Origin of the sequence: Amycolatopsis sp. MtRt-6, from assembly GCF_017308975.1 — a bacterium.
Taxonomy (GTDB): domain Bacteria; phylum Actinomycetota; class Actinomycetes; order Mycobacteriales; family Pseudonocardiaceae; genus Amycolatopsis.
The window spans coordinates 78,789-93,155 of the sequence record NZ_JADWPD010000042.1 but is presented as its reverse complement, the minus strand read 5'-3'; the positions used below and the strand labels follow the sequence as shown (position 1 = coordinate 93,155).

At 71.9% G+C, this 14,367-nt stretch carries 13 protein-coding genes and 1 rRNA gene; 11 read left to right on the top strand and 3 right to left on the bottom strand.

Features of this window, described 5'->3' with window-relative positions; genetic code table 11:
- Positions 1-133 precede the first annotated feature (133 nt).
- The 11 genes from rrf (at position 134) to I4Q55_RS44105 (ending at position 11,632) form a co-directional block, all read left to right on the top strand.
- A 5S ribosomal RNA gene (gene rrf, locus I4Q55_RS44155) occupies positions 134-250 on the top strand.
- Positions 251-347: 97 nt separating this feature from the next.
- A complete protein-coding gene (locus tag I4Q55_RS44150) occupies positions 348-2,378 on the top strand; it encodes a hypothetical protein (protein WP_206796737.1) in 2,031 nt (676 codons plus the stop codon).
- Positions 2,371-3,336 (top strand): HAD-IIA family hydrolase, encoded by a 966-nt coding sequence (locus I4Q55_RS44145; RefSeq protein WP_206796736.1) that lies wholly within the window; start codon positions 2,371-2,373, stop codon positions 3,334-3,336. The genes I4Q55_RS44150 and I4Q55_RS44145 overlap by 8 nt, the downstream gene beginning before the upstream one ends.
- Before the next feature lie 17 nt (positions 3,337-3,353).
- Entirely contained in the window at positions 3,354-3,551 is a 198-nt protein-coding gene (locus I4Q55_RS44140) for a hypothetical protein (protein ID WP_003079777.1), read from the top strand.
- 5 nt (positions 3,552-3,556) lie between these two features.
- Positions 3,557-4,384, top strand: a complete 828-nt coding sequence (locus tag I4Q55_RS44135) for a TlyA family RNA methyltransferase (RefSeq protein WP_206796734.1) — start codon at positions 3,557-3,559, stop codon at positions 4,382-4,384.
- Positions 4,381-5,307, top strand: coding sequence for an NAD kinase (locus tag I4Q55_RS44130; RefSeq protein WP_206796732.1), 927 nt, complete (start codon positions 4,381-4,383; stop codon positions 5,305-5,307). The genes I4Q55_RS44135 and I4Q55_RS44130 overlap by 4 nt, the downstream gene beginning before the upstream one ends.
- Before the next feature lie 87 nt (positions 5,308-5,394).
- Positions 5,395-7,176: a DNA repair protein RecN gene (gene recN / locus I4Q55_RS44125; protein WP_206796752.1), complete on the top strand. Its 1,782-nt coding sequence runs from the start codon at positions 5,395-5,397 to the stop codon at positions 7,174-7,176.
- 67 nt (positions 7,177-7,243) lie between these two features.
- On the top strand, positions 7,244-8,230 hold the full coding sequence (locus I4Q55_RS44120; RefSeq protein WP_206796730.1) for a zinc-binding alcohol dehydrogenase family protein: 987 nt from the start codon (positions 7,244-7,246) through the stop codon (positions 8,228-8,230).
- Positions 8,227-9,402, top strand: a complete 1,176-nt coding sequence (locus I4Q55_RS44115) for a DUF1266 domain-containing protein (protein WP_206796728.1) — start codon at positions 8,227-8,229, stop codon at positions 9,400-9,402. The genes I4Q55_RS44120 and I4Q55_RS44115 overlap by 4 nt, the downstream gene beginning before the upstream one ends.
- A 98-nt stretch (positions 9,403-9,500) precedes the next feature.
- Positions 9,501-10,685, top strand: a complete 1,185-nt coding sequence (gene steA / locus I4Q55_RS44110; RefSeq protein ID WP_206796727.1) for a putative cytokinetic ring protein SteA — start codon at positions 9,501-9,503, stop codon at positions 10,683-10,685.
- The gene (locus I4Q55_RS44105; protein ID WP_206796726.1) at positions 10,682-11,632 is read left to right on the top strand and encodes a copper transporter; all 951 of its coding nucleotides are present in this window, start codon (positions 10,682-10,684) and stop codon (positions 11,630-11,632) included. Before steA ends, I4Q55_RS44105 begins: the two co-directional genes overlap by 4 nt.
- Before the next feature lie 19 nt (positions 11,633-11,651).
- Here I4Q55_RS44105 and I4Q55_RS44100 read toward each other — a convergent pair whose 3' ends face one another.
- From I4Q55_RS44100 to I4Q55_RS44090, 3 genes are all read right to left on the bottom strand, one after another.
- Entirely contained in the window at positions 11,652-12,080 is a 429-nt protein-coding gene (locus tag I4Q55_RS44100; RefSeq protein ID WP_206796725.1) for a peptidase inhibitor family I36 protein, read from the bottom strand.
- A 116-nt stretch (positions 12,081-12,196) separates the two neighbouring features.
- The gene (locus I4Q55_RS44095; RefSeq protein WP_206796724.1) at positions 12,197-12,904 is read right to left on the bottom strand and encodes an aspartate/glutamate racemase family protein; all 708 of its coding nucleotides are present in this window, start codon (positions 12,902-12,904) and stop codon (positions 12,197-12,199) included.
- Positions 12,901-14,322: an NCS1 family nucleobase:cation symporter-1 gene (locus I4Q55_RS44090; RefSeq protein WP_206796723.1), complete on the bottom strand. Its 1,422-nt coding sequence runs from the start codon at positions 14,320-14,322 to the stop codon at positions 12,901-12,903. Before I4Q55_RS44090 ends, I4Q55_RS44095 begins: the two co-directional genes overlap by 4 nt.
- Between the last annotated feature and the right edge of the window lie 45 nt (positions 14,323-14,367).

Sequence of the window (14,367 nt, the reverse complement as noted above, 5' to 3'; positions counted from 1 at the left end):
GCACAGTAATGTGTTGTCGAGTTGACTGGTACTAATAGGCCGAGGACTTGCCTACGAAGATGTTACGCATCCACTCTACGGTTCTGAAACACCACACCGGTGACATGTCATGGTGTGTGTTGTTTCGGAGTGTTTCGGTGGTTATAGCGTCAGGGAAACGCCCGGTCCCATTCCGAACCCGGAAGCTAAGCCTGACAGCGCCGATGGTACTGCAACCGAAGGGTTGTGGGAGAGTAGGACACCGCCGAACTTACCTTCCGTACGGCCCGTTAGGATAGCCAGTTGGCTGCCCTAGCGGGCCGTACGCGTATGTCCAGAACAAGATTTTTTCCACGGCAGGAGGCCAGGTGTCCGAGTTCGGTCGACGAGACTCAAGCGATGATGGGTCCGGCCGGTCGGCACGCCGGGACGAAGGCTCCCGGGGCCGGTCGGACGGACCTCGGAAGAGCCAGGGCGGCGCGCGGCAGGACCGCGGCGGCCGCGACGGTGGCTACCAGGGACGCCCGCGCCGCGACGACCGCGGTGTCCGCGGCGGCGGCAAGCCCTTCCGAGGCGGCGACGGTCCCCGTGACCGCGACCAGCGCGGAGGCTACGCAGGTCAGAGCCGCAGTGGCGGCCGCGACGACCGCCGGGGCGGGTACGGCAGCCGTGACACCGGCGGCCGGCCGGGTGGCAGCCGCTTCTCCGACGGCCCGAGCCGCTCCGGCGGCGGCCGCTACGAAGACCGTGGCGCCGGCCGATCGGGCGGCCGCTACGAGGACCGGGGCAACAGCCGTTCCGGCACCCGCAACGACAGCTCGGGCCGCGGCTACGACGACCGGGGCGGCCGTCCGCAGGGCAAGTCGTCGTACGGCGACCGCAAGCCCCGCTGGGACAACCGCCGCGACGACGACCGCACGACCCGCCCGGGCGGCTTCCGCTCGGACGACCGCAACCGCCGCGACGATTCCCGCGGCGGCTACCAGCGCCGCGACGACGACCGTGGCCCCCGCACCGGCGGCTTCCGCTCCGACGACCGTCGCGACGATGACCGTGGTGCCCGGACCGGCGGGTTCCGCTCAGACGACCGCGGTCGTGGTGGCAGCGACCGTCGTGACAGTGACCGCGGTCCCCGAACGGGTGGTTTCCGTTCCGACGACCGGGCCCGCGATCGCCGCGACGACGACCGTGGCTCCCGCCCCGGCGGCTTCCGCTCGGATGACCGGGGCCGCGGTGGGAGCGACCGTGGTGGCTACCAGCGCCGCGATGACGACCGTGGCTCTCGCTCCGGCGGCTTCCGTTCCGATGACCGGGGCCGCGGTGGCAGCGACCGGCGCGACAACGACCGCGGTGGCTACCAGAGGCGCGACGACCGCGGTGAGCGTGCCGGCGGGTTCCGCTCGGATGACCGGGGCCGTGGCGGCAGTGACCGTCGCGACAACGACCGCGGTGGCTACCAGCGCCGCGACGACAACCGCGACAACCGCGACAACCGCGACAACCGCGACAACCGGGACACCCGCGAGAACCGCGGCGAGCGCACCGGCGGCGGCTTCCGCGACTCCGGCAAGCGCTACGACCGCGACAGCCGCCCCCAGGGCGACCGCAACGAGCGCAACGACCGCAAGGACCGCCGCGACGACCGGCCCCGTGGGAACCCGCGGCCGAAGGTCGGCGCGCCGCTCGACGACGAAGCCCTCGCGAAGGAACTCCTCGAAGCTCCCGAGCTTCCCGAAGACGTCGAGTTCTCCGACCTCGACGAGGACGCCCGTCGTGAGCTGCGGACCCTTCCGAAGGGCCTGGCCGAGACCGTCGGGAAGCACCTCGTCGCCGCCGGGGGGCTGATCGACAGCGATCCCGAGGCCGCCCTCGAACACGCCAAGTACGCCAAGGCCAAGGCCTCGCGCGTGCCCATCGTGCGCGAAGCCCTCGGCCTGGTCGCCTACCACGCCGGCAACTGGTCCGAGGCCCTCTCCGAACTGCGGGCCGTCCGGCGGATGACCCGCAGCGACGACCACATCGCCATCATCGCCGATGCCGAACGCGCGCTCGGCCGGCCCGAGCGGGCGCTCGACCTCGCGAAGGAGGTCGACAAGGCCACCTTGAGCAAGGCCGTCCAGGTCGAGCTCGCGATCGTCGCGGCCGGGGCTCGCCGGGACCTCGGGCAGCTCGACGCCGCCGTCGTCTCGCTGCAGGGTGACGACCTCAAGGCCGAGAAGCGCGACCCGTGGAGCGCTCGCCTCTTCTACGCCTACGCCGACAACCTCGAGGCCGCCGGGCGCAAGGACGAGGCCATCCAGTGGTTCCTCAATGCCTCCGAGGCCGACGCCGAGGACGAGACCGACGCCGCCGAGCGGGCCGCCGATCTGTCCAACGAGGGAAAAACCACCGATGAGTGACGCTCTCCTCGCGGCCTATGACGCGGTCCTCTTCGACCTCGACGGCACCGTCTACCACGGCACCCGGGTGATCCCGGGTGCCCCGGAGACGGTGCGGGCCGCGCGGGAGCACGGCACCCCCGTCCGGTTCGTCACGAACAACGCCTCCAAGGCACCGGACGAGGTCGTCGCGCACCTCACCGGGCTCGGCATGCCCGCCGGGACCGATGAGGTGCACACCAGTGCCCAGGCCGGCGTGCAGCTGCTCAAGGACCGCCTGGACCCCGGCGCCGAGGTCCTCGTCGTCGGCACCGAATCGCTCGCCGCCGAAGTGCTGGAGGCCGGGCTCAAGCCGGTGCGGGAGAACGCCCCCACCGTCCAGGCCGTCGTCCAGGGGCACTCGCCGGACAACACCTGGGCCGCGCTGGCCGAGGCCTGCCTGGCCATCCGGGCCGGCGCGCTGTGGGTGGCCTGCAACGTCGACGCGACGCTGCCCAGCGAACGCGGCCTGCTGCCCGGCAACGGCTCGATGGTCGCCGCGCTGCGCACCGCCACCGATGTCGAACCCCTGGTCGCCGGCAAGCCGCAGCCGCTGCTGTTCGAGACCGCCGCTCGCTCGGCGGACGCCGCAAAGCCCTTGGTCGTCGGCGACCGGCTCGACACCGACATCGCCGGTGCGGTCGCCGCGGGCATCGACTCCCTGGTCGTCCTGTCCGGCGTCGCGACGCCGAAGCAGCTGATCGAGGCCATCCCGGCCGAGCGGGGGACGTACCTCGCGAAAGACCTCACCGCGCTCACCGAGCGGGCCGACGACCTCAGGATCGGGCCGCGGCCGGGCTGGACCGTGACCGTCGAGAACCACGCCTTGACGGCGACGGGCGACGGCGACGCCCTGGACCTCCTCCGCGCGCTGTGCCACACGGCCTGGGAGACCGGCGTCACCGAACTCGGCGCGCGCGCCGAGGCGGCCCTGTCCTGACTGATACCGTTTGCACTGTGCAGGACCATCCCTTCCCCGTCCCGGGCCCGCCGCCCGGGTCGTTCTCGCAGCAGACCGACCCGCGGGCCGGCATCGACGAAGCCGTCGCCGGGCTGGACGACCTGGACGCGCTGCCGCTCGCGGAGCACGTCGAGCGCTTCGACGCCGTGCACACCGAGCTGACGGTCGCCCTGTCCAGCATCGACAAGGTCTGATCGGCGTGCCCAAGCGGGCCCGCCTCGACGCGGAACTGGTCCGGCGCGGCCTCGCGCGGTCGCGTGAACAGGCCTCGGCCCTCATCGCCGGTGGCAAGGTCACCGTGCGCGGGATGGTCGCCACCAAGCCCGCCACCGGCGTGGAATCCGACGCCCCGATCGTCGTCAAGGACGAAGACGACCCCGGCTGGGCCTCGCGTGGCGCGCACAAGCTGCTCGGCGCCCTGGAAGCCTTCACGGACCTGAGCGTCGAAGGCAAGCGCTGCCTCGACGCCGGCGCGTCCACCGGCGGGTTCACGGACGTGCTCCTGCGGAACGGCGCCGCCACCGTGATCGCCGCCGACGTGGGTCGTGGCCTGCTCGACTGGCGAATCCGCACCGACGCACGTGTAGTGGTCATGGATCGAACCAACGTCCGCAACCTCACGCCCGACGACCTCGGCGGGCAAGTCGACCTGATCGTCGGGGACCTGAGCTTCATCTCGCTCAAGCTCGTGCTGCCCGCGCTCGCTGCCTGCGCGCGCGAAGGCGCCGATCTGGTGCCGATGGTCAAGCCGCAGTTCGAGGTGGGCAAGGACCGCCTCGGCAGCGGCGGTGTCGTCCGCGACCCGGAACTGCGTGCCGAGTCCGTGCTCACCGTCATCGACGAGGCCGCGAAGCTCGGGCTCGCGCTGCGCGGCGTCACCGCCAGCCCGCTGCCCGGGCCGTCCGGGAACGTCGAGTACTTCGTGTGGCTCAACAAGGAACACGTGGCCGAGTCCACTGTGGACGCGGTCGACAGGTCTGCGGCCGAGCGGCTCGTCCGGACCGCCGTCGAGGAAGGGCCCGCATGACCACCGAACGTGAAGTGCTCCTCATGGTGCACCCCGATCGCGACGCGACGGGCGAAGCCGCGCGCGAGGTTTCGGCGCGCTTCGCCAAGGCCGGCATCCGGATCCGGGTGACCGAGCACGACGTCTGCGCGCTGATCAACCCCGAGCAGCACGGCGTCGGCGCGACCTGCACCGTCGTCGACCCGGACGACAACCCCGCCGACGGCGTCGAGCTGGTCTTCGTCCTCGGCGGCGACGGCACGCTGCTGCGCGCGGCCGAGCTGGCCCGGCCCGCCGGGGTGCCGGTGCTCGGCGTGAACCTCGGGCGCGTCGGCTTCCTCGCCGAAGCCGACTCCGACGCGCTGGCCGACACCGTCCAGCGCGTCGTCGACGGCGATTACCAGGTCGAAGAGCGGATGACCATCGACGTCACGGTCACCCACGACGGCGAAGAGGTCGCCCGCACCTGGGCGCTCAACGAAGCCAGCGTGGAGAAGAGCACCCGCGAACGCGTGCTGGACGCGCTGATCGAGGTCGACGGCCGCCCGGTGTCCGCCTTCGGCTGCGACGGTGTGCTCTGCGCCACACCCACCGGCTCGACCGCGTACGCGTTCTCGGCCGGCGGCCCGATCATCTGGCCGGACGTCCAGGCCCTGCTGGTGGTGCCGAGCAACGCGCACGCGATGTTCGCGCGGCCGCTGGTCGTCTCCCGCGACTCGGTGATCACCGTCGGGATCGACCCGGACGGCTCGTCGGCCGTGCTGACCTGCGACGGGACCCGGCCGATCGACCTGCCGCCGGGCGCGCGGGTGCGCGTGACCTGCGGCAGGACGCCGGTGCGGCTCGTCCGGCTCTGGGACGGCCCGTTCACCGACCGCCTGGTCCAGAAGTTCTCGCTGCCGGTGAAGAGCTGGCGGGAGCGGCACGCGCGTCCTTGTGAATAGCCGTTCGGCGCTTTCTTCGAACATATCGGCGACGCGCCGGGTGCCCGCGCGCGCAGAGTGTCGGTGGTGGCCGCTACCGTAGGCGGCGTGCTGGCCGAGATGCGCATCCAGGGCCTCGGAGTCATCGAGGACGCCCTGCTGGAACTGCACGCGGGCTTCACCGTCGTGACCGGTGAGACGGGTGCGGGCAAGACCATGGTCGTCACCGGGCTGCACCTGCTGTCCGGGGGCCGAGCCGAGGTGTCCAAGGTCCGGACGGGGATGCTGAAGGCGTTCGTCGAAGGGCGGTTCACCTACTCCGGCGTCGAAGGCGCCGAGCGGATCGTCGCCGATTCGGGCGCGGACGTCGACGAGGACGGCAGCGTGATCGCGCTGCGCGCCGTCGCCGTCGACGGACGCTCGCGCGCCCACCTCGGCGGCCGGTCCGTGCCCGTCGGCGTGCTCGCGGAGCTGTCCGAGCAGCTGATCGCGGTGCACGGGCAGAACGACCAGCTGCGGCTGCTGCGCCCGGCCGAGCAGCGTGCGGTGATCGACCGGTTCGCCGGCGACGCCGTCGCGAAGCCGCTGCGCGCGTACCAGGAGATCCGGTCGGAGTGGCTGGCGGTGATCGCCGAGCTGACCGAGCGGTCGACGCGCTCGCGGGAGATGGCCCAGCAGGCCGACCTGCTCAAGCACGGGCTGACCGAGATCGACGCCGTCGCGCCGGAACCGGGTGAGGACGACGAGCTCACCGCGCAGATCAAGCGGCTCGCGGCGGTCGACGAACTGCGCGCGGCCGCGACCGAGGCGCACGTCGCGGTGTCCGGCTCCCCGGACGGCGACCCGGACGCGCCGGGCGCGCTGGGCCTGGTCGGGGAGGCGCTGCGGCGACTCTCGACGTCCGAGGACTCGGTCCTGCGTGAGCTGGCGCCGCGGCTGGAGGAGGCGTCGGTGCTGCTCTCCGACGTCGGGGCCGAGCTGGGCACCTACGTCGAGACGCTGGACGCCGACCCGGCGCTGCTGGAGAAGGTGCTGGCCCGCCAGGCCGACCTCAAGCGGCTGACGCGCAAGTACGCGGCGGACGTCGACGGCGTGCTCGCCTGGGCCGACGACGCCCGGCGGCGGCTGGAAACGATGGACACGTCGGAGGAGGCGCTCGCCGAGCTGGCGCTGCGGCGCGACCAGCTCGCGACCCAGCTGGCCGCGCACGCCGCCGAGGTGTCGGGCGCCCGCGAGACGGCGGCGGCCGAGCTGGCCGCCGAGATCACCCGCGAGCTGTCCGGGCTGGCGATGGGCCAGGCGGCGATCGAGGTGACGGTCGAGCAGCGTCCGGCCGAGCACGGCGACACGCACGCGCTGACGATCGACGGCCGCGCGGTCCACGCGGGCCCGGACGGCGTCGACGACGTCGAGCTGCTGCTGCGCGCGCACGACGGCGCACCGCCGCTGCCGGTCCACAAGGCGGCCTCGGGCGGCGAGCTGTCGCGGGTGATGCTGGCGATCGAGGTGGTCCTGGCCCACGCGGACACCGTCCAGACGCTGGTGTTCGACGAGGTCGACGCCGGTGTGGGCGGCCGCGCGGCGATCGAGATCGGCCGGCGGCTGGCCCGCCTGGCGCGGACGCACCAGGTCCTGGTCGTCACGCACCTGCCGCAGGTGGCGGCGTTCGCCGATCAGCACCTGGTGGTCGACAAGGGCCACAGCGGCGGGGTCACGCGCAGCGGCGTGAAGAACCTGAGCCAGACCGAGCGGGTCAGCGAGCTGGCCCGGATGCTCGCGGGCATGGACAACGAGACCGGCCGCGCCCACGCCGAGGAACTGCTCGCGACGGCCGAGAAGGACAAGACGGAGTTCCAGCCGAAGAAGAAGCGCGCGGCCAAGAAGAAGTAGTTTCCCGGGAATAACCTTCGCAGACAAGCAGTTGTGGTGGCAGCTGCTTGCGAAGAAAGGACCCAGGATGCGCGCGGTGGTACTCCGGGAACCCGGTCCCGTCGAAAACCTCGAACTCACCGAGCTCCCGTTGCCGGAGGTGAAACCCGGCTGGGTCCGGATCGCCGTGAAGGCGTTCGGCCTCAACCGGTCCGAGCTGCACACCCGGCTCGGGCTGGCCGAAGGCGTCACCTTTCCGCGGGTGCCCGGGATCGAGGCCGTCGGGGTCGTCGACGCCGGCGGTGGGTTCGCACCGGGGCAGCAGGTCGCGACCATGATGGGCGGCATGGGGCGCACCTTCGACGGCGGCTACGCGGAATACACGCTGGTGCCGGAGAACCAGGTCATCCCGTTCCGCTCCGACCTGCCTTGGGAGGTCATCGGCCAGGTCCCCGAGACGCTGCAGACCGCGTACGGCTCGCTCACCACCGGCCTCGACCTCCAGGACGGCCAGACGCTGCTGATCCGCGGCGGCACTTCCGCACTCGGGTTCGCCACCGCGGCGCTGGCGAAAGAGCTCGGCGCCACCGTCTTCGCGACCACCCGGCAGGAAGAACGCCTCGAAATCCTGCGCGAACACGGTGTCGACCACCCGGTCCTCGACGACGGGAACGTCGCCGAGCAGGTCCGCAAGATCGTCCCCGACGGTGTCGACGCCGCGCTCGAACTGGTCGGCACCCCGGCCCTGCCGGACACCCTCAACGCCACCCGGGTGCACGGGACCGTCTGCTTCACCGGCATGTTGTCCAACCAGTGGACGATCTCGAATTTTTATCCGATCGGCTACCTTCCCGCCGGGGTGCGGTTGACCGCTTATGGTGGTGAGGCGGACGACCTGCCCGCCCCCGTCCTCCAGCGCCACCTCGACCGGATCGCCGGCGGCACCACCAGCCTGGGCCCGGCCAAGGTGTACCCGATGGCGGAGATCCGGCAGGCGCACGACGACCTGGAGCACAACCGGACGGCGGGCAAGCTCGTCGTGCTGACCGGCCGAGCGGAGGGAGCCGCCCCGTGATCCTGCCGCCGCCCGCCGACGTCGAAGCCCAGCTCGCCGCCGCGCGGCGGGACGGCGACCTCGATCGCTACCTCGGCCTGCTCGCCGGGGAGGAGCTGTTCGTGCCGATCCGGCGGGTGGACGCCCGCAGCATCCTGGACGAGCGGGCGGAGACCTTCCCCAACGTCTACTTCGAGACCGGCGGTGACGAGTTCCTGCAGGTCTTCACCCGCGGCGCGCTGCCGGACCTCGGCCCCGACACCGTCGCCATGAGCGGCGCGCTCGACTGGGCGGTCGACGGCGTCGGGCGGCACGAGCGCGTCGTGTTCAACCGCGGCACCCGCGGCGAGTGGCGGTTGCCGGGGGCGACGCTGCAGCCGTGGCTCGACGCGCACGCCGACGACGTCACGCCGCTCGAAGAGCAGGTCGAGCGGCTGATCACCGCGCCCTACGGGCACCTCGAGGGGCCGATCGCGCACGCGCTGGCCTGCGGCGCGCACCTGGCCGTGCTCAACGCGGCGCCCTGGAACCTCCTGGACGGCCGCTACCACGACTACGTCGCCGAGGTGCGGGCCCTGCGGGACTGGTGGGGCGTACCCGACCCGCCCGCCTGGCGCGCGACCATGACCGGCCTGATCGGTGACGGCTACGCGCTGACACCCGGCAACCTGGTCCTCATGCTGCGGCTGCGGTTCGCCGCCGAGTACGGCCTGCCGGGTGCCGAGTTCGACCCGCTGACCTGGGCGCAGCTGGTGGACCGGTGGTGCACGGAGAACGACGCCGCCGACCAGGCCGACGAGCTGCGCGACACCGTCCGCCGGGTGTCCCGGTACGAGCGGCGGCTGCGTGCCGACGGCCTGGTCGACGGGGACGGGTGCGTGACGACGGCGCTTTCGTGGGACGTCGGCCGCGCGGTCACCATCGCCCGCGCGGGGCTGGCGGCCGGCTACTGCGACGCGCTGAGCGCCGAGCTGATGGTGCTCGAAGCCGGTTCCCTGGCCCGCCGCTACCACCAGTCATGGGCCGACCTCTCGGCGGGGTACGTCATGGGCCGGGTGCTGCACGGCGGCGAAGACGACTTCGGCGAGTGGTACCCGGCGGCCGTGCGCGTCCACCACCAGCTCCTTCAGGACCCGGCGAGCCCGTGGCTGAACCTCGATTTCGGCTCGCTCTCGGAGGAGTCCGAGGCCTGACCCGCGCGGGGGAGGGCGACCGGGCTCACCACAACGAGTCACGGCGGCTACGGCGTGGCGAGCATCGTCCCACGAGCAAATTTGTCACCATCGGCCACATGAAGCTCACGGGTCTGCTCACGCGGAATCAGGAACCCCTGCCGGGGATCACCGGGGTCGCCCGGGTGGACCGCCGCACCCGGGAGCTGCTGCGCCGGATCAGTCCCGGCGACATCGTCGTGCTCGACCAGCTGGACCTCGACCGCGCGACGGCCGACGCCCTCGTCGAGGCCGAGGTCGCGGGCGTGGTCAACGCGTCGCCGTCGATCTCCGGCCGGTTCCCGAACATGGGCCCCGAGATCCTGGTCGCGGCCGGCATCCCGCTCGTCGACTCGGTCGGCGGCGATCTGCTGCGCTCGATCAAGGACGGCACGAAGCTGCGGCTGCTCGACGGCGTCGTCTACATCGGCGAGCGGCAGGTCGCCTCCGGCATCGAGCAGACCGCCGAGAGCGTCGCCGACCAGATGATCGAGGCCAAGGCCGGGATGTCGACGCAGCTGGAGGCGTTCTCGGCGAACACCATCGAGTTCCTGCGCCGCGAACGCACCCTGATCCTCGACGGCGTCGGCGTCCCCGAGCTGAAGGTGGCGCTCAAGGACCGGCACGTGCTGGTCGTCGCGGGCGGCAACGGGCACGCCGAGGACCTCAAGAAGCTGAAGAAGTACATCGCCGAGCACCGCCCGGTCATGATCGGGGTCGACGCCGGCGCCGACACCCTGCGCGTGCAGGGCTACCGGCCGGACGTCGTGGTCGGCGACCCCACCGGCATCGGCACCGCGACGCTGCGCGGCGGCGGCGAGGTCGTCGTGCCCGCCGCGCCGGACGGGCACGCGCCCGGCGTCCAGCGCATCCAGGACCTCGGCATCGGCGCGGTGACGTTCCCGGCGTCCGGCAACGCCGAAGACCTCGCACTGCTGCTGGCCGACGCGCATGGCGCCAGCCTGGTCGTCACCGTCGGCTTCCAGGCCACGCTGCGCGAATTCCTCGACCACGGCCGGTCCGGCTCGAACCCGTCGACGTTCCTGACCCGGCTGAAGCTCGGCACGAAGCTCGTCGACGGCAAGGCGGTGGCGACGCTGCACCGCAACCGGGTGTCGATCGGCGCGGTCGTCCTGCTCGTGCTCGCCGCGGTCGTGGTGGTCGCCGCGGCCCTGCTGGTGTCCGATGTGGGCACGGTCTACCTGGACTGGCTCAAGGCCACCTGGAACTCGTTCGCCGCCTGGGTCAAGGGACTGTTCACGTGATTTCGCTGCGGTACCACGTCGTTTCCATCGCCGCCTGCTTCCTCGCGCTGGCCGTCGGCGTCGTGCTCGGCTCGACGGCGCTCAACGGCACGCTGCTGTCCGGGCTGGCGGGGGAGAAGAAGGACCTCGGCACCCAGGTCGCGGACCTGGAGGCGCAGCGCAACGCGCTCAACGCGCGGCTGGCCGACGCCGACGCCTTCGCCGGCTCGATGGGCCCGAAGGTCGTCGCCGGCACACTGGACAAGCGGTCGGTGGTGCTCGTGACGACCGACGACGCGCGCCCGGCCGACCGCGACGCGCTCAAGCAGCTGATCGGCCAGGCCGGTGCGTCGGTGACCGGCGAGGTCCAGCTGACCGCGGCGTTCGCCGACCCCGAGAAGGCCGACCAGCTCCGCGACGTCGTCACGCGGCTGCAGCCGGCCGGCTCGAAGTTCCCGACGGCGGGGGACTCCGGCACGCTCGCCGGCGCGCTGCTCGGGTCCGTGCTGCTGCTGGACAAGACCACGGCCAAGCCGCAGTCCTCGGGCGAGGAACTGGCGGCGGCGCTGGGTGGGCTCACCGACGGCGGGTTCGTCAAGGCGGGCCAGGACGTCAAGCCCGCGCAGCTGGCGATCGTGCTCACCGGCGCCCAGGCGACCGGCGACGGCGCGGGCGACCGCGCGGCGACGATCGCCCGGTTCGCGACCCAGCTCGACCGCGGCGGCGCGGGCACGGTCCTCGCGGGCGACCCCGGTTCGGCGGACGGCACGGGGGCGCTGGGCGTGGTCCGCGCCGACACCTCGGCGACGTCCATCCTGTCCACAGTGGACAACGTCGATTCCTCGGCGGGCCGGGTGAGCGCGGTGCTGGCGCTGAAGGAACAGCTCGACGGCGGCGCGGGCCGCTACGGCGTGGCGGGCAACGCGCAGGCGCCCGCCCCCGGCGTCACCGGGCCGGCCGGGAACTGAGCCCGGCCGGCGCGGCGGGTCAGCTGACGAGCTCGTAGTCGTGTGAGGCGTTCTCGGTGGCGAGGCGGCCCAGATCGCCCTCGCCGCCGGGGTTGTAGGTGACGTTCGTGCCGCCGTAGTTGCTGTTGTAGTACACCTTCACCACCCAGATGCCGGTGAGGTTGCGGGCCGAGCGGGCGTTGTTCTTCACGCACAGCCCTTTGCCGGTGCCGGCACCCTTGAACTCGTAGCAACCCGGCTGGGTGCTGCCGTAGTTCGGGATCGGGCCGGAGAAGTCGGACACCGATCCGGTGAAGTGGTAGCCGTAGTACAGGCAGAACTCGCCCTTCTCGCAGATGCCGTTGCGGGCCGTCGCCGCGTTCGCCGCGGGCGCGGCGGTGGCGAGCAGGGCGACGGCACCCGCGGTGGCGAGCGCGGCCCGGATCAGGCGTTTTCCGGCGGTTCCCAAGGTTTCTCCTCGAATCGGCCGCGGCACGGCTGCCGCGTGGCTGCGGGCACCACGCCCGACGGCCGTTCCCGGTTGAGGCGCGGCCGGGATGATCACCTGATCGGCCCAGCGCGCGGTCAGCGGGGCCAGGTGCGCCGCTTGGCCAGCGGGCGCGCGTACGAACCCGCGCGGCTCGTCTTCAACCCCAACGCCACCAGCGACTCCGCGAGCCGGACCGCGGCCGCGACGCCGTCGATGACCGGGATGTCCAGCATTGTCGCGATTTTCCGGTCCAGTCCCGTCATCCCGGCACAGCCGAGCACCAGCACCTCCGCGCCGGCGTCCCGCGCGCGCCGGCCGGCGGTGAGCAACGCCGACTCCGTGCGGCGTTCGTCGGTCAGCTCCAGCACGCCGAGGCCGGCGCCGGTGACCGTGACGCAGTTCTGCGCGACGCCGGCGGCGTGCAGGCTGTCCTCGATCAGCCCGCACGTCCGGTCCAAAGTGGTCACCACGCCGTAGCGGCGGCCGAGCAGGCAGGCCAGGTGCGCGGCGGCCTCGGTGATGTCGACGACGGGGACGTCGAGCAGCTCGCGCGCGCCTTCGCGGCCGTGCTCGCCGAACCCGGCGAGCACGACGGCGTCGAACGGCTCTTCCAGGCCCCGCAACAGGTCCAGGACCGCCGCCGCGGACAGGAAGCTGTCCAGCCAGCCCTCCGCGGACTCGGGTCCCCAGCGAGGCGTCCGCGCCAGGATCTCGGTGCCGGGGCTCGCGGCCGCGCGGGCCCCGGCTTCGATCTCCTTCGTCATCGCCTCGGTGGTGTTGCAGTTGGTGACGACGATCCTCATCGATGCTTCCTCGACACCACGTAGTACAGGGCCGCGGACGACGCCGTGCCGATGAACCACGAGTACGGCGCGGCCGGCGCGAAGTACGGCACCAGCGCGATGACGGCGGACAACGCCGCGGTCGGGAAGAACGTCACCAGCGCTCGCGGGTTGACCCGCGGGTAGATCCCGCCGTCGACGAACAGCTGGGCGACGTCGACCTTGCCGCGCCGGATCAGGTAGTAGTCGACGATCATGATGCCGAACAGCGGGCCGAGGAACGCGCCGAGGCCGCCGAGGAAGTAGTTGACCACCGCCGGCGAGGAGTACAGCTTCCACGGCAGCACGCACAGCGCCGCGACCGCGCTGATCATCCCGCCGATGGTGAAGGTGATCCGCTTCGGCCAGATGTTGGCCAGGTCGTAGGCGGGGGAGACGAAGTTGGCGACGATGTTGACGCCCATGGTCGCCACCGCGAACGTGAGCGCGCCGATGACGAGCACCGCCGTGTTGTCCACCTTGGCCAGCAGCTCGGCCGGGTCGGTGATCGCCTCGCCGAACACCTGCATGCTGCCCGCGGTGACGACGACCGACAGCAGCGCGAACGCCGTCGAGTTGATCGGCAGGCCCCAGAAGTTGCCGCGCTTCACGGTCTTCTGGTCCGGGGCGAACCGGGAGAAGTCGCAGAAGTTGAGCATGAGCGTGCCGTAGGTGGCCAGGATGAGCCCGGCCGCGCCGAACCACTGCCGGATCTGCTCTCCGGTGGACAGCTGCTTCGGGCTGCTGGTGAAGGAGATGTTCCAGTCGCCGGCGGCGAGGATCCAGACGGCGAGGGCGATCATCACGACCCAGATCGCCGGGCCGCACCAGTCCTGGAACTTCCGCACCGACTCCATGCCGCGGGTCAGGATCAGCGCCTGCACCGCCCACAGCGCGATGAAGCAGATCCAGCCGAGCGCGTGCAGGCCGAGGAAACCGTGTTCCGTCCACGGTTTCAGGCCCGGGTCGATGGCGAGCACGAGCAGCGTGATGGCGACGCTCGCGAGGTAGGTCTGGATGCCGTACCAGAAGATCGCGATGATCGCCCGGATCAGCGCGGGCAGGTTGGCGCCGAAAGTGCCGAAGCTGATCCGCGCCACGACCGGGAACGGCACGCCGGTGCGCTGGCCGATCCGGCCCATCAGGTTCATCCCGAAGTAGATGATGACGAACCCGAACAGCAGGGCGGTGAACACCTGCCAGGCCGACAGGCCGAGCACGAACAGCCCGGCCGCGAAGGTGTAGTTGCCGAGGTTGTGCACGTCGGACATCCACAGCGCGAAGATGTCGTAGACCTTCCACCGGCGTTCCTTCGCCGGGGCGAGGTCTTCGTTCCACAGCCGGGGATCGGGCGGCGGGGTGGTCTCTTGCGAGGGTTCGGTGAGCGGGGCTGCGGTCATGCGGGCCTCCGGTCGACGTGCGGCGACGGCACTTTGGGATACCAA